At 67.8% G+C, this 24,778-nt stretch carries 21 protein-coding genes; 15 read left to right on the forward strand and 6 right to left on the reverse strand.

Annotated elements, in window-relative coordinates; genetic code table 11:
- The first annotated feature begins 79 nt into the window (after positions 1-79).
- The 4 genes from UAJ10_RS16170 to UAJ10_RS16185 all read left to right on the forward strand — a co-directional run bounded on the left by UAJ10_RS16170 (position 80) and on the right by UAJ10_RS16185 (position 4,131).
- Positions 80-796 (forward strand): response regulator, encoded by a 717-nt coding sequence (locus tag UAJ10_RS16170; protein WP_145609170.1) that lies wholly within the window; start codon positions 80-82, stop codon positions 794-796.
- On the forward strand, positions 793-2,112 hold the full coding sequence (locus UAJ10_RS16175; RefSeq protein ID WP_322916255.1) for an ATP-binding protein: 1,320 nt from the start codon (positions 793-795) through the stop codon (positions 2,110-2,112). Before UAJ10_RS16170 ends, UAJ10_RS16175 begins: the two co-directional genes overlap by 4 nt.
- A gap of 235 nt (positions 2,113-2,347) precedes the next feature.
- Complete coding sequence (locus UAJ10_RS16180) at positions 2,348-3,526, forward strand: M20 aminoacylase family protein (protein ID WP_322916256.1); 1,179 nt, start codon at positions 2,348-2,350, stop codon at positions 3,524-3,526.
- A 110-nt stretch (positions 3,527-3,636) separates the two neighbouring features.
- Complete coding sequence (locus UAJ10_RS16185) at positions 3,637-4,131, forward strand: hypothetical protein (RefSeq protein WP_322916257.1); 495 nt, start codon at positions 3,637-3,639, stop codon at positions 4,129-4,131.
- 120 nt (positions 4,132-4,251) lie between these two features.
- On the opposite strand, the gene UAJ10_RS16190 is transcribed toward UAJ10_RS16185, so the two are convergent.
- Positions 4,252-6,228, reverse strand: a complete 1,977-nt coding sequence (locus UAJ10_RS16190) for a polysaccharide biosynthesis protein (protein ID WP_416235372.1) — start codon at positions 6,226-6,228, stop codon at positions 4,252-4,254.
- Positions 6,229-6,607: 379 nt separating this feature from the next.
- Positions 6,608-6,955, reverse strand: coding sequence for a hypothetical protein (locus tag UAJ10_RS16195; RefSeq protein WP_322916259.1), 348 nt, complete (start codon positions 6,953-6,955; stop codon positions 6,608-6,610).
- Positions 6,956-7,354: 399 nt separating this feature from the next.
- Between UAJ10_RS16195 and UAJ10_RS16200 the strand changes: the two genes are divergently transcribed.
- On the forward strand, positions 7,355-8,158 hold the full coding sequence (locus tag UAJ10_RS16200) for a BglII/BstYI family type II restriction endonuclease (protein WP_004274424.1): 804 nt from the start codon (positions 7,355-7,357) through the stop codon (positions 8,156-8,158).
- Positions 8,159-8,276: 118 nt separating this feature from the next.
- Here the strand turns inward: UAJ10_RS16200 and UAJ10_RS16205 are convergent, their stop codons facing one another.
- Positions 8,277-9,572, reverse strand: coding sequence for an NAD(P)/FAD-dependent oxidoreductase (locus tag UAJ10_RS16205; RefSeq protein WP_322916260.1), 1,296 nt, complete (start codon positions 9,570-9,572; stop codon positions 8,277-8,279).
- 1 nt (position 9,573) lies between these two features.
- Complete coding sequence (locus UAJ10_RS16210) at positions 9,574-10,302, reverse strand: phosphatase PAP2 family protein (RefSeq protein WP_322916261.1); 729 nt, start codon at positions 10,300-10,302, stop codon at positions 9,574-9,576.
- Positions 10,303-10,531: 229 nt separating this feature from the next.
- Between UAJ10_RS16210 and UAJ10_RS16215 the strand changes: the two genes are divergently transcribed.
- Entirely contained in the window at positions 10,532-11,872 is a 1,341-nt protein-coding gene (locus UAJ10_RS16215; protein WP_322916262.1) for a glutamine synthetase family protein, read from the forward strand.
- Positions 11,873-11,970: 98 nt separating this feature from the next.
- On the opposite strand, the gene UAJ10_RS16220 is transcribed toward UAJ10_RS16215, so the two are convergent.
- Together UAJ10_RS16220 and UAJ10_RS16225 are read right to left on the reverse strand one after the other, a co-directional pair.
- The gene (locus UAJ10_RS16220) at positions 11,971-13,656 is read right to left on the reverse strand and encodes a methyl-accepting chemotaxis protein (protein WP_322916263.1); all 1,686 of its coding nucleotides are present in this window, start codon (positions 13,654-13,656) and stop codon (positions 11,971-11,973) included.
- Positions 13,657-13,795: 139 nt separating this feature from the next.
- Complete coding sequence (locus UAJ10_RS16225; RefSeq protein ID WP_322916264.1) at positions 13,796-14,281, reverse strand: GNAT family N-acetyltransferase; 486 nt, start codon at positions 14,279-14,281, stop codon at positions 13,796-13,798.
- Positions 14,282-14,552: 271 nt separating this feature from the next.
- Between UAJ10_RS16225 and UAJ10_RS16230 the strand changes: the two genes are divergently transcribed.
- From UAJ10_RS16230 to motA, 9 genes are all read left to right on the forward strand, one after another.
- Positions 14,553-14,834, forward strand: coding sequence for a hypothetical protein (locus tag UAJ10_RS16230; protein ID WP_322916265.1), 282 nt, complete (start codon positions 14,553-14,555; stop codon positions 14,832-14,834).
- A gap of 14 nt (positions 14,835-14,848) precedes the next feature.
- Positions 14,849-16,036: a glutathionylspermidine synthase family protein gene (locus UAJ10_RS16235; protein ID WP_322916266.1), complete on the forward strand. Its 1,188-nt coding sequence runs from the start codon at positions 14,849-14,851 to the stop codon at positions 16,034-16,036.
- Positions 16,037-16,191: 155 nt separating this feature from the next.
- Positions 16,192-18,015 (forward strand): monovalent cation:proton antiporter-2 (CPA2) family protein, encoded by a 1,824-nt coding sequence (locus UAJ10_RS16240; RefSeq protein ID WP_322916267.1) that lies wholly within the window; start codon positions 16,192-16,194, stop codon positions 18,013-18,015.
- Positions 18,016-18,233: 218 nt separating this feature from the next.
- Positions 18,234-19,316: a polyamine ABC transporter substrate-binding protein gene (locus tag UAJ10_RS16245; protein WP_322916268.1), complete on the forward strand. Its 1,083-nt coding sequence runs from the start codon at positions 18,234-18,236 to the stop codon at positions 19,314-19,316.
- Between the two features lie 286 nt (positions 19,317-19,602).
- Positions 19,603-20,796 (forward strand): ABC transporter ATP-binding protein, encoded by a 1,194-nt coding sequence (locus tag UAJ10_RS16250; protein ID WP_416235373.1) that lies wholly within the window; start codon positions 19,603-19,605, stop codon positions 20,794-20,796.
- A gap of 100 nt (positions 20,797-20,896) precedes the next feature.
- A complete protein-coding gene (locus UAJ10_RS16255; protein ID WP_322917339.1) occupies positions 20,897-21,808 on the forward strand; it encodes an ABC transporter permease subunit in 912 nt (303 codons plus the stop codon).
- A complete protein-coding gene (locus UAJ10_RS16260) occupies positions 21,805-22,635 on the forward strand; it encodes an ABC transporter permease subunit (RefSeq protein WP_322916269.1) in 831 nt (276 codons plus the stop codon). The genes UAJ10_RS16255 and UAJ10_RS16260 overlap by 4 nt, the downstream gene beginning before the upstream one ends.
- 126 nt (positions 22,636-22,761) lie before the next feature.
- On the forward strand, positions 22,762-23,790 hold the full coding sequence (locus UAJ10_RS16265) for an agmatine deiminase family protein (RefSeq protein ID WP_322916270.1): 1,029 nt from the start codon (positions 22,762-22,764) through the stop codon (positions 23,788-23,790).
- A gap of 115 nt (positions 23,791-23,905) precedes the next feature.
- Positions 23,906-24,766 (forward strand): flagellar motor stator protein MotA, encoded by an 861-nt coding sequence (motA, locus tag UAJ10_RS16270; RefSeq protein WP_322916271.1) that lies wholly within the window; start codon positions 23,906-23,908, stop codon positions 24,764-24,766.
- The last annotated feature ends 12 nt before the right edge of the window (positions 24,767-24,778 follow it).

Raw genomic sequence — 24,778 nt, forward strand, 5'->3', positions numbered from 1 at the left:
ATGCCCGGATGCGCTTTGGGGGAAACGCCTTTACTGGCATGACCCCCGGATGGATGCGGGCCCGCATATGGGACGTGAGATGTCTGAGAACATTCATCTACTGGTGGTCGACGACGACCGGGAAATCCGCGATCTGCTGACCCGCTACCTGACGCGCCACGGCTACCGCGTCACCGCCGCCCGCGACGGGCAGGAGATGCGCAAGTTCCTGGCCGACCGGAACATCGACCTGATCGTCCTGGACCTGATGCTGCCCGGTGAAGATGGATTGGCCCTCTGCCGCGCCATCCGCGCGGAGTCCGGCCCGCCGGTGGTCATGCTGTCCGCCATGGGCGAGGACGCCGACCGCATCCTGGGCCTGGAGATCGGGGCCGACGACTACCTGCCCAAGCCTTTCAACCCGCGCGAACTGGTGGCGCGCATCAAGGCGGTGCTGCGCCGGTCGCAGGCGGCCAACGTGGGCGGCAGCCCGGCGGCGGGCGCCTTCAGCTTCGCCGGCTACATGCTGGACCCCGCCCAGCGCCGCCTGAGCGCCGCCTCGGGGGAGGAGATCGCGTTGACAGCCGGGGAGTATGAACTGCTGTTGGCCTTGGTGCAGCGGCCACGCCGCGTGCTGTCGCGCGACGACCTGCTGGAAATCACCCGCGGCCGCGCCGCCGGGCCCTTCGACCGGTCCATCGACGTGCAGATCAGCCGCCTGCGCCGCAAGATCGAGACGGATCCCGCCGACCCCGCCATCATCAAGACGGTGCGATCCGGCGGCTACATCTTCTCCGCCGAGGTCGGCACGCCATGAGGGCCGTCACCGACCGCATGTCGTATTCCATCTTCGCCGTGCTGGTCGGCGGCATTCTCCTGAGCCAGGCCATCGCGCTGGGGCTTTACCGCACCGACCGGGCCGAGGCCGTGGCGGCGGCGCAGAGCGGGCAGCTGGCCGGCTGCCTGGCCAGCATCGCCGGCGTGGTGGACCACCAGCCGGCCGACATTCGCGACAAGATGCTGGCGGGCCTGCGAGACGGCAACTTCAAGGTCAACGTCGCCGGCACCACCCAGGACGTGTCGCTGGACGTGTATGAGAAGCCCAAGGTGAACCCGCCGGGCCCCCATCACACGGACATGATCGCCCTGCCGCCCTTCGGCACCATCACCACCCCGCCGCCGGAGCCGAAGTACGTCATGGCCAGCCACCAACTGGCTGACGGCAGCTGGCTGAACGTGCATATCCCCATGGCCGGGGCCGACGCCCTGTCGGAACCGGGTTTCCTGGCCTCGCTGGCCGGCAGCGCCGCCGTGGCCATCCTGCTGTCCGCCTGGGTGCTGGGCTTCACCACCCGGCCGCTGCGCCGCTTCGCCGCTGCCGCCGACCGGTTGGGTGTGGACATGAACGCCCCCTCGCTGGATGAGAGCGGCCCGCGCGAGGTGCGGCTGGCCGCCGCCGCCTTCAACAAGATGCAGCGCCGCCTGCGCGCCTTCGTCGAGGATCGCACGCGCATGCTGGCCGCCGTGTCGCACGACCTTCGCACGCCGCTGACCCGTATGCGCCTGCGCGCCGAGTTTGTGGACGACGACGGTGTGCGCGAGAAGATGCTGGAGGATCTGGGCGAGATGGAGTCGATGATCGGCGCCACGCTGGCCTTCGCCCGGGACGAGGCGGCGCAGGAAACGCTGGAGCCCCTGGATCTCAACCTCCTGCTGTCCCGCGCGGCCGAGGATTACCGTGACGCCGGCAAGCCCGTGGGCTTCAGTCCGGCGCCCGGCCCGGTGCGCGTGGTCGGGCGGCGCACGGCGCTGAAACGCGCCTTCACCAATGTGGTGGAAAACGCCCTGAAATACGGCGTCAGCGCCGACGTGGCCGTGGCCGTGCAGGGCGAGACGGTGGCCGTTTCCGTCACCGACCAGGGGCCGGGTATTCCGGAGGCGGAGTGGGACAACGTCTTCCGTCCCTTCTACAGGCTGGAGGCCTCACGCTCCCGCGACACCGGCGGCACCGGCTTGGGCCTGTCGGTCGCCAACGACGTGGTGCGGGCCCATGGCGGTGAAATCCGGCTGGAAAACCGGGCGGAGGGTGGCCTCAGGGTCATCATGCACCTGCCGCTGGAGGCGGCGCGATAAAACCGCACGGGGACCGGTGCGGGGGAGTGTCTTCCGCGCCGGCTGCGGACGCCGCCGGGGCTGCCCACGCGGTCGGCGGCGCGTCGCAGACAGGTGAAGCCCCTGGCGGTTCCCCCCTGGCCGTGGCTATGATGCCGTGGTCGAACCCGTGCGGCGGCGCCATCCCGGCAGGGAAATGTCGTCGCCGCCATCCTCCGCAGTGCGCCTCGTCTCCGCGTGCCCTTGAGATTTCGTTATGGCCATTCAGAACCGCATCGCCGATTTCCACGCCGACATGACGGCCTGGCGGCATCACATCCACGAGAACCCCGAGGTGGCGTTCGAAGAGACGCAGACCTCCGCCTTCGTGGCCGAGAAGCTGAACGAATTCGGGATCGACGTGCACCGCGGCCTGGCCGGCACGGGCGTGGTGGGCGTGCTGCAGGGTCAAGGCCGGGACACCGGCAAGACCATCGGCCTGCGCGCCGACATGGACGCCCTGCCCATGCAGGAGGAGAACACCTTCGCCCACGCCTCCAAGGTGGCGGGCAAGATGCACGCCTGCGGCCATGACGGGCACACGACCATGCTGCTGGGTGCCGCCCGCTATCTCGCCGAGACGCGCAACTTCTCCGGCACCGTGAACTTCATCTTCCAGCCGGCGGAGGAAGGGGCCGGCGGGGGCAAGCGCATGGTGGAGGAGGGGCTGTTCGACCGGTTCCCTTGCGACATGGTTTTCGGCATGCACAATTGGCCGGAACTGCCGCCGGGCAAGATGGGCGTGCGCCCCGGGCCGGTCATGGCCGGCGCCGACCGGTTCGAGATCACCATCCAGGGGCGCGGCGGCCACGCCGCCCAGCCGCACCTGGGGGTGGACCCGGTGGTGGTCGCGGCCCAGCTGGTGGTGGCGGCGCAGACCTTGGTCAGCCGTGGCCTCTCGCCCGTGGAATGCGGCGTGGTCAGCATCACCCGCATCCATGCCGGCACGGCCTTCAACATCATTCCCAACGAGGTGAAGCTGGCCGGCACCGTCCGCGCGCTGACGCCCGAGATTCGCCAGCAGCTGGAGGATGGCTTGCGCAATTTGGTGCAGACCCTGCCGCCGGTGTTCGGCGCCACGGGTGAGCTGGTCTACCATCTGGGTTATCCGCCCACCATCAACCATGCCGAACCTTCGGCCATCGCCGCCGCCGTTGCCGCCAAGGTCGCGGGGGCGGAAAACGTGCTGGGCGACATGGGTCCCAGCATGGGGGCGGAAGACTTCGCCTACATGCTGAACGCCCGTCCCGGCTCCTATGTCTGGCTCGGCCAGGGCGGCAGCGCGCTGGGCTGTTCCCTGCACAACCCGCGCTATGACTTCAACGACGACGTTCTGCCGATGGGCGCCAGCTACTGGGCGACCCTGGTGGAAACCGTTTTGCCCCGGGTGGCATGATCCGGCCCTGGCCCATCCGCCGGCAGGCGGCCCGGATCGCGGCTTCCGCCCGCTGTGACAGTCGGGCGGGGGACGGTCGTCGTCGCTGCCCCGCAGGGCCGGCGCGCCGCATGGCCGCGCTGGGGCTGGCCCTGGGCATGGGCGCCGCCTTGACAGGCTGCTCCGGCGGCATGGCCTGGCTGGGGGGCGAGCCGCCGCCCGATGACAACGCCCTACCGCCCGCCGTCTCCCCCAGCCTTGTCGGGCGCGGCGAATGGCACGGCGGGCTGAGTCGGGCGCAAAGCACGACCTACTTGGTGGCCCGCAACGCCGCCGAATGGCAGTCGCTGTGGGACTTGGTGGGGATGCGCAGCCCGGGTGCCCTGCCGGAACGGCTGATGGCGCTGGGTGTTTTCCTCGGGTCCCGCAACTCCTCCGGAGCGGGGGTGGAGGTGGTCAATACCCGCGTTGAACACCGCGAAGGCATGCGCGACCGCCTCGTGGTCGAGTACCACGAATTCGACCAGTCCTCGCGCAACACCGCCACGGGCAGCCTGACCAGCCCTTACGCCATCGTCCTGGTGGACTGGTCGGACGCGCCTGTGCGTTTCGCGCGGGTGCCTTGAGGCCCCTGAAGTGCCCCAATGCACTGGCCCCACGCACCTCGCCAGTGATCGTTGCCCAGCCAAAACGAAAGGCCCGGAACTTGGCGGTTCCGGGCCTTTGTCTGGTGTGGTGTCGCCGTCTCACGCCTGATGCGGCAGCACGGTTTCCGAGGGCAGGGGAACCGGCTCCAGCTGGCTGTAGTCGGGGACGATGTGGTGCAGCAGGGCCTGCAGGCGGACGGCGTCGGCGGTGGCGCAGGCCGCGTCCAGTTCATCCAGCGAGCGGCGCAGGATGGCCAAGTCCACCGCGCGCGGCGACGCCACCAGCACGCCTTCGGCCGAGGTCTGTTCCGGCGGCTCGGCAGCGGCGAACATCTCTTCGTACAGCTTCTCGCCCGGGCGCAGGCCGGTGAAGGTGATTTTGATGTCCTTGTCCGGGCGCAGGCCGGCCAGGCGGATCATCTGGCGGGCCAGGTCGACGATCTTCACCGGCTGGCCCATGTCCAGCACAAAGATGCGGCCACGGTCGTCCCGGCCGGCGTTCATGCCATAGGCCGAGGCCTGCAGCACCAGCTCCACCGCCTCGCGCACGGTCATGAAGTAGCGGCACACTTCGGGGTGGGTCACGGTCAGCGGGCCGCCGGCGCGCAGCTGGCGGCTGAACAGCGGCACCACCGAGCCGGTGGAGCCCAGCACGTTGCCGAACCGCACCGTCATGAAGCGGGTTTGCCAGCCCTTGCCGACGCCGCTGGACGCCACGATGTCCAAGGCCTGGCAGTAGCATTCGGCGATGCGCTTGGTGGCGCCCATGACGTTGGTGGACCGCACCGCCTTGTCCGTCGAGATCAGCACCATGGCGGCCGCGCCGGCGGCGATGGCGGCGTCGGCGACGTTGCGCGTGCCCATGACGTTGGTCAGCACACCCTCGACCGGGTTCAGCTCCACCATGGGAACATGCTTCAGGGCGGCGGCGTGGAACACCAGTTCCGGCTTCTCCTCATGGAAAACTTCCATCAGGCGGTTACGGTCGCGGACGTTGGCCAGCACGGCGCGGCAGTCCAGGTCCGGGCAGTTCTCCCGCATCTCCATCTCGATGGAGTAGAGGTTGAACTCGCCATGGTCCAGCAGGATCAGGCGGCGCGGCTTCAGCTGCGCGATCTGGCGGGTCAGTTCCGAACCGATGGTGCCGCCCGCACCCGTGACCAGCACGGTACGGCCGGCGACCAGCCCATCGATGGCGCCCTTGTCCAGGGCCACCTGGGGACGGCCCAGCAGGTCTTCGATGACGATGGGGCGCACGGTCATGGGCCCCTCGTTCACGGCGTCGCGGAAGTCTGTGAGGTCGGGCAGGCGGGCCAGCACCAGGTTCAGCGCCTCGCACTTTTCCACCAGCGCGCCCAGCTTGGTGCCCGACAGGCGGGCGCGGGGGCGGGTCAGGATCAGGCGGCGCGGGCACTGGCCACCGGCGGCCAGGTCGCCGACCACGGACGAAAGCTCGGCCAAGCGGCCCAGCACCTTCACGCCGTGGATCTCGCGGCCGATGCGGCCGCCCTTGTCGTCCAGGATGCCGACGACCCGATAGGCGGCGTCGCGATCCGTGGCCATGGCGCGGATGAAAATCTCAGCTTCGTCGCCGGCGCCGACCAGCAGCACGGGGATGCGGTCGCGGGCGTTGCTTTCCAGGATGCCGGCCAGGCGGCGGTCCTTGGCCAGGCGGTACAGCAGGCGTGGGCCGCCCAGCAGCACCACCAGGACAAACCAGTTGATCAGCGGGACGGAGCGGGGCAGGGCGTCCAACCGCGTCACCAGGAACATCAGCAGAAGGAAGACCAGGATGGTGGTGGTGACGGCGCGGGCGATGGCCATCAGGTCGCGCAACGAAGCATAGCGCCAGACGCCCGAGTTCATGCCAAATAGGCGATAGGCAGCGGCGGCGATGATGGTGAAGAGCGCGACGCCGGGAACCAGGGCTTGGGTATAATGGGTGATCCCATCCCCAACCCTCAGGTACAGCGAAACAATAAACGAAACCCCGGCAACCAAAATGTCATGAAAGTATGCAAGGAAGCGCCGATCAAAAATAAGCGGCAGCCTTAAGGTTTCTTTTAATTTACGCATGGCTCCAGCCTGCGGTTGATTGTTTATAGGCGATTAACAGGACGTGACGGAGGGACTGAAATCGCATATCCGAGGATGTATTTCTAAACGTCTGACGTGATCCTGACACCATCAGATACTCTGCTGCAAGTGCGAAAAAGGATTGGCAGGGCATATGCCTACTCCATTAGGCAGGCGGTTTTTCAACGTCCTGAATTGGCCGGGCGGGGGCAAGAGGACGTCCAGGTCGCCAATCCTTCTTAGCGGTACTCCTGAAGGGTTCCGGACGATAGTGGTCAGAAGCATGAAACCATTGGGAATCTAGAGACACGCGCGGCCGGGAAAATAGGTCTTTCCGACTAGAAGGGAAGCGATAAGGGGATAAGTCTGGCGTGCGCCCTCATGAGCGCAACCACGCGAAAATCCCTTTGCTTTTGGGCTTCATCGAGGCGGCCGCTTTCCCGGTCGGCCGCTTGGCGCCCGCCATGGCGGGGGAGGGGGCGCCGGGGGTCTTTATGCCGGCGTAGTCGCGCTTGAACCGCTCCAGATCCTCGCGCAGGCCGAAACGGAAAGACACGTGCAAGACCTGGGACCGGCGGTTCAGGCCGGGATCCAGTTTTTCTTCCATGCCCAGAAACTCGATGGCCCAGCGACCCCGAATATTGGCCCGGATCCAATCTTCGGCCTTGTCCATGTCACCGGCGGAGCTTAGTTGCAGTGTTGTTGTGAAATCTTGCTGCGCGTTCACGCTCGCCTCTCAGGTCATTTCCTGGTTGAACGGATCAGGCATGATCATCCCGGCGTCCCCCTTCGATCTCGCGGGGCCAGGGGCGGGGGTGCCGGACGCCCAGGGGGTGTTCCCGAGTCGCCCGCGCGACCCTGCTTCGCGGCGCAGACCTTAGACGACGCCTGTTGCGGGCGACTACGCATCTCCCGGACAGCAGGGGGCCGGAAGCCGTATGGCCGATGGAGATAGATGCCCTACCGACGTATCCCGGGCGACGATCGCCGGCGGCTTGGCCGGCGACCTCCTCCGGTGGCGACTATTGAACACCTCGGAGATGCCGGTGCCGGATCCGGTATCGACAGGGCCGCAGGATCGGGTAGGGTCCCCGCCTCGGTTTTCGCCAGCGGACGTTACCTGCAGATGTTCCCTACCTTGCTTCAGCGCGGCTTCCAGGTGGAGTTCCTGTCCCATGCCCGGGCCATCCTGGGCGTGGACTTTCCCGACGCCATGGCCGAGCTGGACGCCGTGATCGGCGCGCTGTCCATCCCCGTCACGGAAATCGTCGGCTCCGGCGGCGGGGAGGCCAAGATCACCCAGCGCCTGCGCCGCTCCCTGGCTGAGCATGGGTGGGAGAAGGCGCACTTCACCATCGAGAAGCGGGTGAACGGCAAGCGCCGCGAGTCCATCAGCCACGAGGTGGACCATGTGCGCGACGTGCCCGGCGTTGGCGTCATCGCGCTGGAAATCGAGTGGAACAACAAGGACCCGTTCTTCGACCGCGACCTTGAGAACTTCAAGCGCCTGCATGCCGAGGGCGTCATTTCCGTCGGCGTCATCGTCACCCGGGGCCGCAGCCTGCAGGATGAGATGGTGCCCATGGTGCGCCGCTTCGCCCAGGGCCGGGGCCTGACCTGCGACGCCGACGTGCTGGCTCTGGGCCTGCGCCCCACCACCCGGCAGCAGGATGACGTGGCCCGCCGCATGGCCGGCGGCGCGCCGTCCTTCGCCGAGGCCTGGGCGGCCTCCTTCTGCCAGGACAAATACGGTGCCGCCACCACCCACTGGCGCAAGCTGGAGGACCGCGTGCACCGGGGCGTGGGCAACCCGTGCCCGCTGCTGCTGATCGGCATTCCGGCCGATGTCGTCACCTTCGACATCCCCCTGTCGGACATGCCCAGGGCGCCGGTGCCGGAACCGGTAGAGGCGGAGCTGCCCTTTTTCTGATTCCTCCAGCGCAGGCGGGCGTCCGGCCCTTGGCTCATCCTCGTTTTCCAGTCCGCCTTCGGCTCCCGGAATCTTCGGCGCCCGCGGTCGCGGGGCTAGACGCTGCGCGCCGGCTTTCTCACAGCAGGTCGCGCAGGCGGTACCACAGGCTGGCCAGCACCAGCAGGGGCACGCGCCAGGGCCTTCCCACGAAGGGGGGCTGGGGCAGGCGGGCGAAAACGTCATAGCGCTCGGCCTGGCCAATGATGGCCTCGGCCAGCAATTGGCCGCAGATGCCGGTAAGGGCCACGCCGTGGCCGCTGTAGCCATGGGCATAATAGGTGGTGGGCGACAGGCGGCCCAACTGGGGCAGGCGGCTGACCGTCATGCCCACGCTGCCGTGCCAGAAGTGATCGATGCCCACACCCGCCAACTGGGGGAAGCAGTGATGAAGGCGGCGCGTCAGCCTGGCCTTGGCGTCCGGCGCCGCCCGGTTGGCGAAGTTCACGCCGCCGCCGAACAGCAGACGGTGGTCGGCGCTGCGGCGGAAATAGTGCAGGCCCACGTTGGTGTCCGACACCGCGTGGTCGCCCGGCAGCAGGGCCGCCGCCCGTTCCGCCCCCAGGGGCCGCGTCGCCAGTATGTAGGTGACGATGGGGACCAGCGTGCGCGTCAACGGTGGCGCCAGCTCGCCCAGGTAGGCGTTACCGGCCAGCACCAGGAAGCGCGAGCGCACGCGGCCGTGGGGTGTCGTCACCACCGGGGCGGCACCCGTGGTGATGGCCAGCGCGGGCGTGTTCTCGTACAGGCGCGCGCCGGCCTCGCGCGCGGCGCGGCCCAGGCCTTGGGCGTAGGCCAGCGGGTGCAGGTGGCCGCTGCCCCTATCCTCCAGCCCGCTGTCATAGCGCGGGCTGGCCAGCAGGGCGCGCAACGCCTCGCCCTCCACCAGGCGCAGCCGGTCGTAGCCCAGGGCCTCGGCGTCGCGCAGCTGGGCCAGCAAATCCGCACGGTGGCGGGGCTTGGCGGCGGCGTTGATGTAGCCCCAGCGCAGGGCGCAGTCGATGCCGTGCCGTTCCACCCGCCGGACCAGCAGGGCCTTGGCCTCTTCCGCCAAGGCCCACAGGCGCCGCGCGTCGTCGGCGCCGCTAAGCCGCGCGATGGCGCTGACGGATTTGTTGTAGCCGCTGATCAGCTGGCCGCCGTTGCGGCCGGAGGCGCCCCAGCCCACCCGTTCCGCCTCGACCACCACCACGTCATAGCCGCGTTCCGCCAATGTCAGCGCGGCGGACAGGCCCGTATAGCCCGCGCCGACGACGCAGACGTCGCAGTCCGTGTCGCCGGCCAGCGCCGGGACGGCGGGGCCGGGCGGGGAGGAGTGGACGTACCAGCTATCTGGCCAGCTGCCTTGCCAATTATCGGGCGGGGGAGTTGCCATGTCAGCCGGGTAGCCAGCGGCACCACAGCGCCAGCGTGGCCCGGCGGCCGTAAAGGGTGGCATGCACCAGGGCGCTGGTCAGCACCGCCAGCAGGCCGGCGTACATCACGTCGCTGAAGAAATGGCCGCCCATGCCGATGCGCAGCAGCCCCACGCCGGCGCCGACGCCCAGCCCGCCATAGAGCCACAGGCGCTGCCGCCGCCGCGCGGTATAGGCGAAGCTGTGCAGGAAGAAAGCCAGCACCGCGTCCCCCGACACGAAGGAGCAGTTGCGCCCGCAATTCGCCTTGGGCGCCGGCAGCACGGGCGGGGTGTAGGGGGCGGTTCCGCCAAACTCCACCACCTGGACGGGGCGGGCCCGGTGCCAATGATCCTTCAGCACGGCATTGCCGAGGAGGCCGGGCCCGATGGCCAGCGACAGCAGCAGGAAGCCCCAGGCGCGCACATCGGCGCCCAAGAGGGTGGCACCCCGTGGGTGCCGGCGGCGCCAGGCGGTCCAGGCGGTGCCCAGCACCAGCGCGCCGGCCATCACCCGGGCGCCCACCTGCACCGCCTCATGCAGGACGTTGGCCACCGGGTCCGTCCGCCAGGCGAAGCCGCCCTGCGGCGTCCAGAACCAGCCGGCCGCGGCCAGGTCCAGGGTGGGCGAAACCGTCGCGTAGGCCAGCAGCGCCGCGAGGCCGGTCAACGCCAGGAAACTCAGGGCCCGGGGGATGGTTGGGGACGGCATGGGGGCGGGACGATCCGGAAGAATGAGGGGACGCACCCGTCCGCACATACCATCCGATGGGGGCGCTGTCACCTCGGCATAGGCCGCAAGCGCTAGGGTTCCCGCCAGCTTTGGCCGCTGCCATGCCGCATTCCCGCCCCGATATGATGGGACGGTCCCTGTCGATTTTGCCTGGTTCGGATCGCCCGAGAGCGGCGTTCCCATTCCCGATATCGAGGTGCACGACCCCATGGCCGTCCTGGAAGAATTCATCCGCAGCAACCGCATCACCGAGGTGGAATGCCTGGTGCCCGACCTCTCAGGCATCGCCCGGGGCAAGATCGTCCCGGCGGAAAAGTTCCTGCGCATCCTGCGGGATCGCGGCCTGCGCCTGCCCGAAAGCGTCTTCATCCAGACCGTGACGGGCGACACCCCGCCCAACAGTGTCACCAACCCGGAAAACTCCGACGTCTACATGCTGCCCGACCCGGGCAGCGTGCGTTTCGTCCCCTGGTATGAGGCGCCCACCGCCACCGTCATCTGCGACTGCGTCTACGCCGACGGCACCGCCGTGGACATCAGCCCGCGCTGGGTGCTGAAGCGCGTGCTGGAGCTTTACGCCGAGCGCGGCTGGAAGCCCCTGGTGGCGCCCGAGCTGGAATTCTTCCTGGTGGCGGTGAACAAGGACCCGGACTATCCCCTGGTCCCGCCGGTCGGCCGCTCCGGCCGGCAGGAGAGCGGGCGCCAGGCCTTCGGCATCGACGCCGTCAACGAGTTCGATCCCATTTTCGAGGCGGTCTACGATTACTGCGAGCAGCAGGACATCGACGTCGACACCATGAGCCATGAGGCCGGTGCCGCCCAGATCGAGATCAACTTCAACCATGGCGACGCGCTGAGCCTGGCCGACCAGGTCTTCCTGTTCAAGCGCACGGTGCGCGAGGCGGCCATCCGCCACGGCATCTATGCCACCTTCATGGCCAAGCCCATGCAGAACGAGCCCGGCAGCGCCATGCACATCCACCAATCGCTGGTGGACGCGAAAACGGGGCGCAACCTGTTCGGCCATCCCGACGGCGGCGACACCCCCCTGTTCATGAGCCATATCGCCGGCCTGCAGAAGTACCTGCCCAGCGCCATGCCCCTGCTGGCGCCCAACGTGAACAGCTATCGCCGACTGGTGCAGGGGTCGGACGCGCCCATCAACGTCCATTGGGGGCGGGACAACCGCACCACCGGCTTCCGCGTGCCCCTGAGCCAGCCGGAGGCCCGGCGGGTGGAAAACCGCGTGGCTGGCGCCGACGCCAACCCCTACCTGGCCATCGCCGCCAGCCTGGCCTGCGGCTACCTGGGCATGGTGCAGGAACTGGAGCCGACGGAACCGGTGAAGGGCACCGCCCATCGCCTGGCCTTCACCCTGCCGCGCCACCAAGGCGACGCCCTGGCCAAGCTGAACGCCAGCCGTCCCTTGCGGGAGATATTCGGCGAGCGTTTCGTCGCCTGCGTCACGGCGGTGAAGCAGGCCGAGGACGCCGCCTACCAGCAGGTGATCTCCAGCTGGGAGCGGGAGAATTTGTTGCTTAATGTTTGATGCCCTGCGGGCGCCGGCATCCGCCGGCTTGCCATCCTCGATTTCCGGTCCGCTGACGCTCCCCAGAAATATCCAGCGGCCCCCGCTGGTCTCGCTTCCTAGCGGATATTGGCCAGGAAACCGTGGACCTGGCCGCGCAGGCGCTCCGCCTCCAGCGACAATTCACCGGCCGCCGCGCGCACGGTTTCGGCGACGGCGCCGGTTTCGGTCACCGCCTGGCGGGCTGCGGCCACGTTGCCGGAGACCTGCTGCGTGCCGGTGGCCGCCTGCTGGACGTTGCCGGCGATCTCCGCCGTCGCGGCCCCCTGTTCCTCCACGGCCGCCGCCACGGCGGCGGTGATTTCGTTCATGCGGTTCACGGTTTGGCCGATACCGGCGATGGCGTCCACGGCGGCATCCGTCATGCCCTGGATTTCCGCCACCTTGGCCTGGATCTCCTCTGTCGCCTTGGCGGTCTGGGTCGCCAGGTTCTTCACCTCCGACGCCACGACGGCGAAGCCCTTACCGGCCTCACCCGCCCGCGCCGCCTCGATGGTGGCGTTCAGCGCCAGCAGGTTGGTTTGCCCGGCGATGCCGGTGATCAGCGCCACGATGTCGCCCACCCGCGCGGCCGAGGCCGCCAGGTCGCCCATGGCGGTGCTGGTGCGGCCCACTTCCGCCACGGCACCGGCGGCGATCTCCGAGGACTGGGTGATCTGACGGGCGATCTCATGGATGGAGGCGCTCAGCTCATCCGTCGCGGCGGCCACGGTGGCGACGTTGGCGCTGGTCTGCTCGGCGGCCGCGGCGGCCGAGGTGGTCTGGCTTTCCGCCTGGGCGGCGGCCGTAGTGGCCGCGTCGGCGCTGGCCGCCATCTCGGTCGTGGCGGCGGCGATGCCGTCCACCACCTTCTTCACGCTGCCTTCGAACTCATCCGCCAGGCGGGCCAGGGCGGCCTGACGCTCCCGCTCCGCTTCCTCCTTCATCCCTTCCTGGCGCTCGCGCAGGTGCACGGCCTCGGCCGAGCGGTCGCGCAGCACGTTGACCGCCTGGGCCAGGGTGCCGATCTCATCTGTGCGGCCGATGCCCGGCACGGTGACGCTGAGATCGCCATCGGCCAGGCGGTTGGTGGTGGTGGTCAGGCGCAGCAGGGGGCCGGTGATGCCCCGGCTGAGCCACAGGGCCAGGCCGAAGGTCGCCAGCGCCAACAGCCCCACGGTGCCGGCGGTGCGATAGGCACTGGCCCGGGCGGCCGCGTCCACGTCATCGATGTAGATGCCGGAGGACACGACCCAGCCCCAGCCGCTGGTCAGCTTGTTGTAGGTGGCCTTGGGCGCCGGCGCGGCGCCCGTCTTGGGCGGCCAGACGTAGTAGCTGAAGCCGCCGCCCTCCTTGGCGCGCTGCAACTGGTCCTGGGCGTAGTGGACGCCGTTGGCGTCGACGCTGTCCATGTTGCGCTTGCCCTCCAGCGCGCGGCTTTGCCCGCTGGCCAGCGTCAGGCCCGTGTCATCGTGGATGATCAGGTAGTGGTCGCCGTCGTAGCGGAAGGCGCGCGCCAGGTCCAAGGCCAGTTCCTTGGCCTTGTCCTCCGGCATTTCGCCCGCCTTCGCCTTGGCTTCCAGCGTCTGGATTTGCGATATCGCCGCCTCCACCGCCACGCGGGCGCGGGCCTGCCGCTCCTCCATCAGGGTCCGGCTGGAGGTGATGACGGTGACGGCGCCCAGCGCCGCCAGCGCGATCACGGCCAGCAGAGGGATGATCAGGATGCGGCCGCTGATGCCGCGCAGCGATTTCAGGAATGACATCGGTTACCACCAACCAGAAAGGGGCCCAGAAAGGGGGTGCGGCTTAACGCCGCCGCTCTAACAGCTGGCTATACCCGGACCTTAGGCAAGGCACCGTTGCTATATTGACATCGTTGCCATCACGCCGAAGGCGAATGGTTTAAAGAATCCGTCGCATATAGATGGCATCAAGGCCGTATGATGACACGTCGACGTGTTCATCCTCAACCACACTGAAACCGCGCCGCCGCCAAAAAGCCTCGGAATTATTGACGGACAGCAGCCGTATTTCGCGGAAACCCACATGCCGCGCGTGCGCCGCCAGCAGATCCACCACCGCCTCGGCGTTGCCCCGGCCGCGCGCGGCGGTGTCGATGGCGATGTCGTGGATATAATAGATGTCGGCATCCGCCGGCAGGCCACCCAGCAGGTGGTTCAGCTTGGGCACGCGGGCCCGGGCGTAGGGATGGCTGACGGCATAGCCTGAGAGCCGGCCATCGGATGCTTCCAGCGTCAGGCAGCCTGCGGGGTAGGTGGCCAGCTTGTCGGCCATGACCTCCAGCGCCTCGAAAAAATCGACGTGGATGGCGCAGGCCAGGGTGAAGGCGGGGGCCAAGTCGGCCACCGTCATGGGACGCCACGGCATGGAATGGGCACCGGGTGGGATGGCGATGGGATGCCATGTGCGTCACCAGCGCCGCGGCGTCAAGGGGCTAAGCGGAGCGTCACTCGGCATGCGGGCCTAAACCGATGTCTCGCACAATTATGCATGGCCTGACATGTCGCAGTGCCGTTGGTGCGGGGGTAGGCGCCGGCGCACCCTTCGTCCCGCGGGGCTGCCCCGTGGAACAGGGGCTTTGAGAGTGGAGCCGGCTGATTGGGTGCACCCCCGGTGCCAACCCTTTGGGAACAAATCCATGAAACGCAGTCACCACATCACGTTGGCGGCCCTGGCCGCCGCGACGACGCTGTCGTTGAGCGGGTGTGATTCAAAGCACGATCAGGATTGCAAGGCGAACCAGAACCAGCAGGCGGACTGCCGATCCGGCGGCGGTGGCGGCCATGGCGGCGGAAGCTATGTCTACGGCACCAAGTCCGGTGGCGTTGAAACCGGCGGTTTTGGCGAAAGTGCCGCCGCGCATGGCGGCGGCGGTGGCGAGGGCGGTGGCGGCCACGGTGGTGGTGGAGGAGGCGAGTAAGAGAGGCCGCGATCATGGAACGCATCCGCTTCACGCCCCGGGCCGATTGGATCGCCCGCATCGAATCCCAGGGCCTGACCTATCACTCCCTGGGCCTGCCGCCCGGCGCCGAGGCCGATGGGCTGTGGTGGGATGAATCCGCCGCCTACGCCTTCACCGCCGATGAAATCGACAGGCTGGAGGCCGCGACCAACACGTTGCACCAGCTGTGCCTGCAAGCGGTGGCGGCCGTGGTGGCGACGCCGCGCCTGATGGACCGCTTCGGCCTCAGCCCGGCCTACCGCGCCTATGTCATCGACAGCTGGTGGCGCGGCGACCCCGCCCTGTATGGCCGCTTCGACCTGGCTTACAACCCGGACCGGGAGGAATTGGCCGAGCCCAAGATGCTGGAATACAACGCCGACACGCCCACCACCCTGATTGAATCGGCGGTGGTGCAGTGGTTCTGGCTGCGCGATGTCCTGCCCGACGCCGACCAGTTCAATTCCATCCACGAGCGGCTGATCGCGCGTTGGCGGGAAATCGGCCGTAACCTTCCGTCCGATGCCCCCGTTCACCTGTCGTCCTACGCCGACTATGAGGAGGAGTTGCGGACGGTGGAGTACCTGGTGGACACGGCCCGCCAGGCCGGCCTGAACGCCGTCCATCTGCCCATCACCCAGGTGGGCTGGGACAAGGACAAGACACGCTTCGTCGATGAACGGCGCCGGCCGCTGGCGCTGTGGTTCAAGCTCTACCCCTGGGAATGGCTGGCGGCGGAGCGCTTCGGCGCCCACCTGCCGATCGCGGGCATGACGGGGGCCGCTCTGACGGTGGTGGAACCGCCGTGGAAGATGCTGCTGTCGCACAAGGCCATCCTCACCGTGCTGTGGGACCTGTTCCCCGGCCATCCCAACCTGTTGCCCGCCGGCCTCACCGCCGAGGCCGTGGGGCCGGACTGGATCGCCAAGCCCACGCAGGCGCGCGAGGGCGCCAACATCCGCCTGGTGCGCGGCGGGCGACAGGTGGCGCAAACCGCCGGCGGGTATGGCCAGGGGCCCGTGGTCTATCAGCGGGCGGTGGACCTCGCCCGTGACGATGGCCGGCATGTGGTGCTGGGCGCCTGGGTTGTGGGGGAAGGGGCCGCCGGCCTGTGCGTGCGCGAGGACGCGGGCCCCATCATCACCGGCGCCTCACGCTTCCTGCCGCATTATTTCCGCTAGGGCCGGCGCGTCGGTGGTGGGGCGGGGCGGTGGCCTCGCCCCTTTTTCCCACCCCTTTCCTTGCTGGTCGCGTCGCATCCTTGTTAGGGTCCACCCCATCGGGCCCCAAACCATTCAAGCGGCGGCCCTTTGGGGCAAGCTTGGGGGTATCCCGCGTGACCGACACCTCGTCCGGCGTCGACCTGATGCAGATCGTGGCCGTGCTGGGCGCCGGCGTGGTGGCGGCGCCGCTATTCAAGCGGCTGGGCTTCGGCTCCATCCTGGGGTATCTGGCCGCCGGCCTCGCCATCGGCCCCTTCGGCTTCGGCATCCTGGCCGATCCGGCGGCGGTGCTGCACTTCGCCGAGCTGGGCGTCGTCATGTTCCTGTTCCTGATCGGGCTGGAGATGCGGCCGGCCAAGCTGTGGACCCTGCGGCGCCAGATCTTCGGCCTGGGCGTGGCGCAGGCGGCGGTCTGCGGCGCGCTCATGACCATCGCCGGCGTGCTGGCGGGCTTTGCGCCCGCGGTGGCGTTCGTCGCCGCCATGGGCTTCGCTCAATCCTCCACCGCCGCCATCATCCAGACGCTGGAGGAGAAGGGGGAGATGTCGACCCCCTTCGGCCAGCGCGCCATGTCCATCCTGCTGCTGGAGGATTTGTCGGTGGTGCCGCTGCTGGCCGTCGTGGCGCTGCTGGCGCCGGAGGCCAGCCATGATCTGCGCGGCAGTTGGGTGGGCGTGGCGGTGGCCGCCGCCGCCGTGGCCCTGGTCATCGTGGCCGGGCGTTGGGTGCTGAACCCGCTGTTCGGCCTGCTGGCCGGGTCCCGGGTGCGCGAGGCGATGACGGCGGCGGCGCTGGCCGTGGTGCTGGGGGCGGCGCTGCTGATGGAAAGCAGCGGCCTGTCCATGGCCATGGGCGCCTTCCTGGCCGGCGTGCTGCTCTCCGGCTCCGGCTTCCGCCATCAGCTGGAGGCGGATATCGAGCCCTTCCGCGGTCTGCTGCTGGGCCTGTTCTTCATGGCCGTGGGCATGTCGCTGGACCTGTCGGTGGTGGCGGCGGAATGGCGCCTGGTGCTGCTGGTGCTGGCGGGCTGCGTCGCCACCAAGGCGGCGGGCATCTATGCCGTGGCCCGCGTCTCGGGCGCCGACTGCCGGGAATCCGTCCAGCGCACCACCCTGTTCGCCCAGGGCGGCGAGTTCGCCTTCGTGCTCTACGGCGCCGGCATGGGTGTCGGCGTGCTGGATGGGCAGGTCAACGCCGTCATGACCGCCACCGTCATCCTGTCCATGGTGCTGACGCCCATGACCGTGCGGCTGGTGTGGAGCCTGCTGCCCGAACCGGCGCCGGACACCGCCGGCCTGGCGCGCCCCGACGGGCTCAACGGTGCGGTGCTGATCATCGGTTTCGGCCGGTTCGGCCAGGTGGTCAGCCAGACGCTGCTGGCGCGCGGGCTGGACGTCACCATCATCGACACGGATGTGGAGATGATCCAGGCGGCCGCCGGCTTCGGATTCCAGATTTATTACGGCGACGGCACCAACCTGGACGTGCTGCACGCGTCCGGCGCCGGCCGGGCCCGGGCGGTGGCGGTGTGCGTGGACGACAAGGACGCCGCCAACAAGATCGTGGACCTGGTGAAGTCCGGCTTTCCCCATGCCGGCCTGCTGGTGCGCGCCTACGACCGCCGCCACACCCTGCACCTGATCGCGGCCGGGGTGGACCTGCAGGTGCGCGAAACCCTGGAATCGGCGCTGGCCTTCGGCCAGGGCGCGCTGGAGTTCCTGGGCCTGCCGGAGGAGGAGGCGCGCGAGACGGCGGCGGAGGTGCGGCGCCGTGACCAGGAGCGCCTGGCATTGGAGCAGGCCAGCGGCCAGCTGGAGGGCTTCAACCAGTTCAAGCCCAGGGAGCCCAAGCCCATGCCCCTGTTCCAGGCCGGCAAGGAGGCGCGGCCGCTCACGCCCGAAACGCGGGAGATCGCGGCGCGGGGCGCGCCGACCTGAGGCCGGGCGGGTGCGCAAAGGTGCTTGTGTTTTCCGGGGCTTGCCCCAAAGGGCCGGGTCGGCGCGCGGTATGTAGTACAAATGGGCGACAGGCCACCCCGGCTGCTTGACAGGGCCTGTCCCATGGGGTGCAAATGCCCCCGACCAGGGCCCTCGTGGGCCCGGCCGATTTCCCAGGGCCTCGCGGGCCCGGCCGATTTCCAAGAACGGGGAAGTGGATGAAAAAGAAGCTGGTGCCGCTGCTGGCGGGATTGGTGGTGGCGGTGGCCGGTGCCGCCTGGGCGCAGAGCAAGACGGTCCACGTCTATAACTGGACCGACTATATCGGTGAGACCACGCTGGCCGACTTCACCAAGGCCACCGGCATCCAGACCAAGTACGATGTCTACACCGACCTGGAAACCCTGGAGGCCAAGCTGCTGACGGGCAATTCCGGCTATGACGTCATCGTCCCGACCGCCCAGCCCACCCTGCGCAAGTTCATCCAGGCGCAGGCGGTGCAGAAGCTGGACAAGTCCAAGATCCCCAACCTGAAGAACCTGGACCCGGTGCTGATGTCCCGCCTGGCGGAGGTGGACCCGGGCAACGAGTATGCCGCCATCTACCAGTGGGGCACCGTCGGCATCGGCTACAACCCGGACAAGGTGAAGGCGGCGCTGGGCACCGCCACCATCGACAGCTGGAAGCAGGTGTTCGATCCGGAGAACGCCAAGAAGCTGGCCAGCTGCGGCATCGTCGTGCTGGACAGCCCGGCTGACATCCTGCCCTCGGTCCTGAACTACCTGGGCCTGCCGCCCAGCAGCGAGAAGTCGGACGACGTGAAGAAGGCGGGTGAGCTGATGTCCAGCATCCGCCCCTACATCAAGACCTTCGTCCCGTCCGTCATCGACCCGCTGGCCAGCGGTGACGCCTGTGTCGCCATCGGCTATTCCGGTGACGTGCTGCAGGCGCAGGCCCGGTCCGGTGGCAAGGTCAAGATCGACTACGCCATTCCCAAGGAAGGCGCCCAGCTGTGGTTCGACACCCTGGCCATTCCGGCGGGGGCGCCGAACGTGGCCGAGGCCTACGCCTACATCAACTACATGCTGGACCCCAAGGTGATGGCCGGCATCAGCAACGCCGTCTCCTACGCCAACGCCGTGCCGGCCTCGCTGCCCCTGCTGAAGCCGGAGATCAAGGACAATCCGCGCATCTACCCGCCCAAGGACGTGATGGACAAGCTGTTCACCATCAAGCAGTTGGCCCAGCGGGCGGAGCAGGAGCGCAACCGCACCTGGACCCGTATCAAGACCGGCCGCTAGGCCGCCATATCGGGGTGTAGGGAACAGGGGCGCCGCCTGCCGGAGGCGCCCCATTTTCTTGGGGTCTGGCTTGTTTCTCATTTTTGGCATTTTTGCGCAAAATCGCACCCGCGAAAAAACGCGCGGCCCAGGGCCGCAGACCCGATAGTTCCTATGGACAGCGGGGGCGCGCCCTGGCATTCAGCAAGTTCGGAACGCTATTCCGGGCAGGCGGTTCCCCCAATCAGGAAGCGCCCATCGGACGTCCGCCATCGGGCCAACTTTCAGCATCGTGATCCGCCGCCTCATGTCCGACGCCCCCGACCTCCGTCCCCGGCCGGCCGCCACCGGTCCCATCGGCAAATCACCGGCCGTGAAGTTCGAGCCCTGGCATGATCCGGCCGCCAAGCCGTACATCCGGATCGAGAAGGTGACGAAGCGCTTCGGCGACTTCACCGCCGTGGACAATGTCAGCCTGTCGATCTACCGGGGGGAATTCTTCTCGTTGCTGGGCGGCTCGGGGTCGGGCAAGACGACGCTGCTGCGCATGCTGGCGGGGTTCGAGCAGCCGACCGAGGGCCGCATCTTCATCGACGGCGTCGACATGGCGGGCATCCCGCCCTACGACCGCCCGGTCAACATGATGTTCCAGTCCTACGCCCTGTTCCCCCACATGACGGTGGAGAACAACGTGGCCTTCGGCCTGCGCCAGGACGGCGTGCCCAAGGATGAGATCCGCACCCGCGTGGCGGAGATGCTGGAGCTGGTGAAGCTCACCCCCTTCGCCAAGCGCAAGCCCCACCAGCTGTCCGGCGGCCAGCGGCAGCGCGTGGCGCTGGCCCGCTCGCTGGTCAAGAAGCCCAAGCTGCTGCTGCTGGACGAACCGCTGGGCGCCCTGGATAAGCGCCTGCGCGAGCAGACCCAGTTCGAGCTGGTGAACATCCAGGAGAAGCTGGGCGTCACCTTCGTGGTCGTGACCCACGACCAGGAAGAGGCCATGACCATGTCCACCCGCATCGCGGTCATGGACCATGGCGCCATCGCCCAGGTGGGCACGCCCACCGAGATCTACGAATACCCCAACAGCCGCTTCACGGCGGAGTTCATCGGGTCGGTGAACATGTTCGAGGGCAACATCGTGGAATCGGAGCCCGACCATTCCCTCATCCGGTCGGCGGAGGCCGGTTGCGACCTCTATGTCACCCATACCGCCCATTTGGCGGCGGGCAGCCATTGCTGGGTGGCCATCCGGCCGGAGAAGGTCAGCATCACCAAGGAGAAGCCGGCGGAGGCCGGGAGCGGCCGCAACATCACGCGCGGCGTGGTGCGCGAGATCGCCTATCTGGGCGACATCTCGATCTATCAGATCGATTTGCCGTCCGGTAAGCGCGTGCGGGCGACGGCGCCCAACGTGACCCGCCGCACCGAGCTGCCCATCACCTGGGATGATGAGGTCTGGCTGAGCTGGCGCCCGTTCGCCGGCGTCGTCCTGACGGACTGAGGGGAGGGGACCCGCCTTGGCCATACCTCCGCCGTCCGCCGCCGCGCCGCAGCCCTCACCCGCCCTGCCCCCCGTGGCGCCGCGCACCCTGAAGGACCGGGTGCTGCGCGTCACCCGTCGCCTGGGCCTTACCGGCCGGGGGGGCGTCATCCTGGGCCCCTACGCCTGGCTGGTGCTGTTCTTCTTCATCCCCTTCCTGATAGTGCTCAAGATCAGTGTGGCGGAGCCGGCGGTGGGCATCCCGCCCTTCACCAAGCTGATCGAGTGGGTGGACGGCGGGTTGGACGTGCACATCCGCTTCAGCGGTTTCCAGGCGCTGTTCGACGACGACCTCTATCTGCTGGCCTATCTGAATTCGCTGAAGATCGCCTTCGTCTCCACGCTGTGCTGCCTCTTCATCGGCTATCCCATGGCCTACGCCATCGCCACGGCGCCGGAAAAGCGGCGCGGGCCGCTGCTGATGCTGATCATCCTGCCGTTCTGGACCAGCTTCCTCATCCGCGTCTACGCCTGGATGAGCATCCTGAAAGACGAGGGGCTGCTGAACAACCTGCTGCTCAGCCTCGGCATCATCCATGAGCCGCTGAAGATCCTGTACACCGACCTCGCGGTCTACATCGGCATCACCTATTCCTACCTGCCGTTCATGATCCTGCCGCTGTACGCGACGCTGGAGAAGATGGACCACACGCTGCTGGAGGCGGCGGCCGACCTGGGCGCCCGGCCCTGGAAGGCCTTCCTGACCATCACCTTGCCGCTGTCGCTGCCGGGCATCGTCGCGGGCTCGCTGCTGGTGTTCATCCCGGCGGTGGGTGAGTTCGTCATCCCCTCGCTGCTGGGCGGCTCCGACACGCTGATGATCGGGCGTGAGCTGTGGAACCTGTTCTTCAACAGCCGTGACTGGCCGTCGGCCTCGGCCGTGGCCATCGCCCTGCTGGCCTTCCTGGTGGGCCCCATCATGATCTTCCAGCACTTCCAGGGCCGCGACCAGGACAAGGGGGCCGCGCGATGAAGAAGTCCCGCCTGCCGATGGTGCTGCTGGGCCTGGGCCTGGCCTTCCTGTACCTGCCCATCCTTCTGCTGGTGGTCTATTCCTTCAACGACAACCGCTCACTGACCGTCTGGACCGGCGCGTCGCTGCGCTGGTACCACGAGCTGATCCAGGACGGACAGATGCTGGAGGCGGCGTGGCTGTCGCTGCGCATCGCCTTCGCCACCGCCTGCGGCGCGGTGGTGCTGGGCACGGTGGCCGGCCTGATGCTGGCCCGCTTCGGCGCCTTCCGCGGCCGGGCCCTGTTCGCCGGCATGATCTCCGCCCCCCTGGTCATGCCCGAGGTCATCATGGGCCTGGCGCTGCTGCTGCTGTTCGTCAGCGCGGAGCAGCTGATCGGCTGGCCGGCGGGGCGCGGCGTGCTGACCATCGTCCTGGCCCACATCACCTTCACCATGTCCTTCGTGGCCGTGGTCATCCAGTCGCGCCTGGTCAGCATGGACGTGTCGCTGGAAGAGGCGGCGATGGATCTGGGGGCGCGGCCGGCCAAGGTGTTCTTCGTCATCACCCTGCCCATCATCGCCCCGGCCATCGTCTCGGGCTGGCTGCTGGCCTTCACCCTGTCGCTGGACGACCTGGTCATCACCAGTTTCGTCTCCGGTCCGGGCTCCACCACCCTGCCGATGATCGTGTTCTCGTCCATCCGCCTGGGGCTGAAGCCGGAGATCAACGCGCTGGCCACCATCGTGGTGGCGGTGGTCGCCACCGGCATCGGCCTGGCGGGATTCCTGGAGGCCCGCCGCGCCCGCATCCGAGAGCGCGAGGAAAGCCAGGCCGGCAAGGCCTGACGTCCCCTCGGCGCTTCGCAAGCGGGTTCATCCAAAGCGCTGATTGCCAGGCCGTAACCCTGGCCGGATACTGTTCTTTCTCGGATAAATGCCGCCTGACCCGGGCGGTGGCGGAGATGTGCGCCCATGACCTACACCCCCGGTTCCCCCGCTGCGGCGGGCTTCGTCATGCCCGGTGAGTGGCATCCGCACGACCGCTGCTGGATGGCGTGGCCCAACAGGGAGGAGACCTTCCCCAACGGGCTGGACGCCGCCCGCCAGGCCTATGCGGCCGTGGCCAAGGCCATCGCGCAGTTCGAGCCGGTGACCATCGTGGCGCCGCCGGGGGAGGTGGCCGACGCCTCCATCCTCTGCTCGGGCGCGCCGGTCAGCGTCATCCCGGTACCCCTGTCCGACAGCTGGATTCGCGACAACGGCCCCAGTTTCGTCATCGACGGCAAGGGTGGCATCGGCGGGGTGGATTGGGATTTCAACGCCTGGGGCCGCAACTACGGGGATTTCGAGGCCGACACCCAGGTGGCGGCGGAAATCCTGAAGGGCCAGGACATTCCCCGCTTCAAGGCGCCCCTGATCATGGAGGGCGGGTCCTTCCATGTGGATGGCGAGGGCACGCTGATCACCACCGAGGAATGCCTGCTGAACCCCAACCGCAACCCCGGCCTGACGCGGGGGGAGATCGAGGGGCATTTGCGCGACTTCCTGGGTGTGCGCCGGATCATCTGGCTGGGCCAGGGGTATGAGCAGGATGAGACCGATGGGCACATTGATGAGATCGCCTGCTTCATCCGCCCCGGCCTGGTGCTGGCCATGACCACCGACGATCCCGACGATCCCAACTTCGACACCTTCCAGGACAATATCGAGCGGCTTTCCATGGCGACGGATGCCCAGGGCCGGGAACTGGACATCGTCACCCTGCGCACGCCGGCGCGACAGGAGCAGGCGGGCGTGCGCCTGACCCTGTCCTACACCAACTTCTACCTGGCCAACGGCGGCGTGGTCCTGCCCGCCTTCGAAGACCCCATGGACGCGGAGGCCGCCAAGCTGTTCAGCCGTCTCTACCCCGACCGCCAGATCGTGCAAGTCCCGGCGCTGGACATCGTCCGCGGCGGCGGCGGCATCCACTGCATCACCCAGCAGCAGCCTAGGCGTTGATGATATAGCGCACTGAGTTTACGCGATTTTCCCCTGAAGTCGGCGTTGACTCACAAACTCTACATATGTTGTTAATAAATTAACCGTAGCGGGTGGGGCGAGTCAGGGAGGGGGCATGTTCGCCATGATTGGCCTTGCGGCCGTATTCTTGTGCGTGTTCGGGGCCTACGCCGTCGGTGGCGGCAAGATAGCCGTCATCCTGGACGCCTTGCCTGGCGAAGTGGTGACCATCGGTGGCGCCGCCGTTTGCGCTTTTCTGACGGCGAACAGCACGGACGTCATCCGCCATTCTACCGCGGCCGTGAAACGCGTTTTCAAAGGCGCCCGCTACAGCAAGCGCGAGTATATGGACCTCTTGGCTTTACTGTACCGCATCCTCAGGTCCATCAAGACGAAAGGAGTGCTGTCCATTGAACAGCACATCGAAAAGCCATTCGAGAGCAGTCTGTTTAATGCCCATCCCCTGGTGTTGCGCGACGTGGCGACGGTGGAGTTCATCACCGATTACATGCGCATGTTTTCCACCGGCGTAGATAGCCCGTTGGAACTGGATGCCCTGATGGAGCGGGAGATCGAGAAGGCACGCCACGAGGATCTGCACCCCGCGCACGCCTTTTCCATCATGGCGGATGGCATGCCAGCCCTTGGTATCGTCGCGGCGGTATTGGGTGTGATTAAGACTATGGGATCGATCACCGAGCCGCCAGAAGTTCTCGGTGGTCTGATCGGCCACGCCTTGGTGGGAACTTTCATGGGCATCTTTCTGGCCTATTGCATCGTCGCGCCAGTGGCCACACGCCTCCGTGGCATCGCGGAGGAAGAGAACCGCTTTCGGCATGTGGTGCGGGCCGCTATCACCGCCCATCTCGCAGGTTATGCTCCCCAGGTGTCCATTGAGGCGGCGCGCAAGGAAATCCCCACCGAACACATGCCCAAATTCTATGAATTGGAGGAGGCGCTGGCCGCCGTCGCCTGACGATAGTTGGCC

This window comes from Nitrospirillum guaranorum (assembly GCF_034653275.1).
In the GTDB taxonomy this organism is placed as follows: Bacteria; Pseudomonadota; Alphaproteobacteria; order Azospirillales; family Azospirillaceae; genus Nitrospirillum.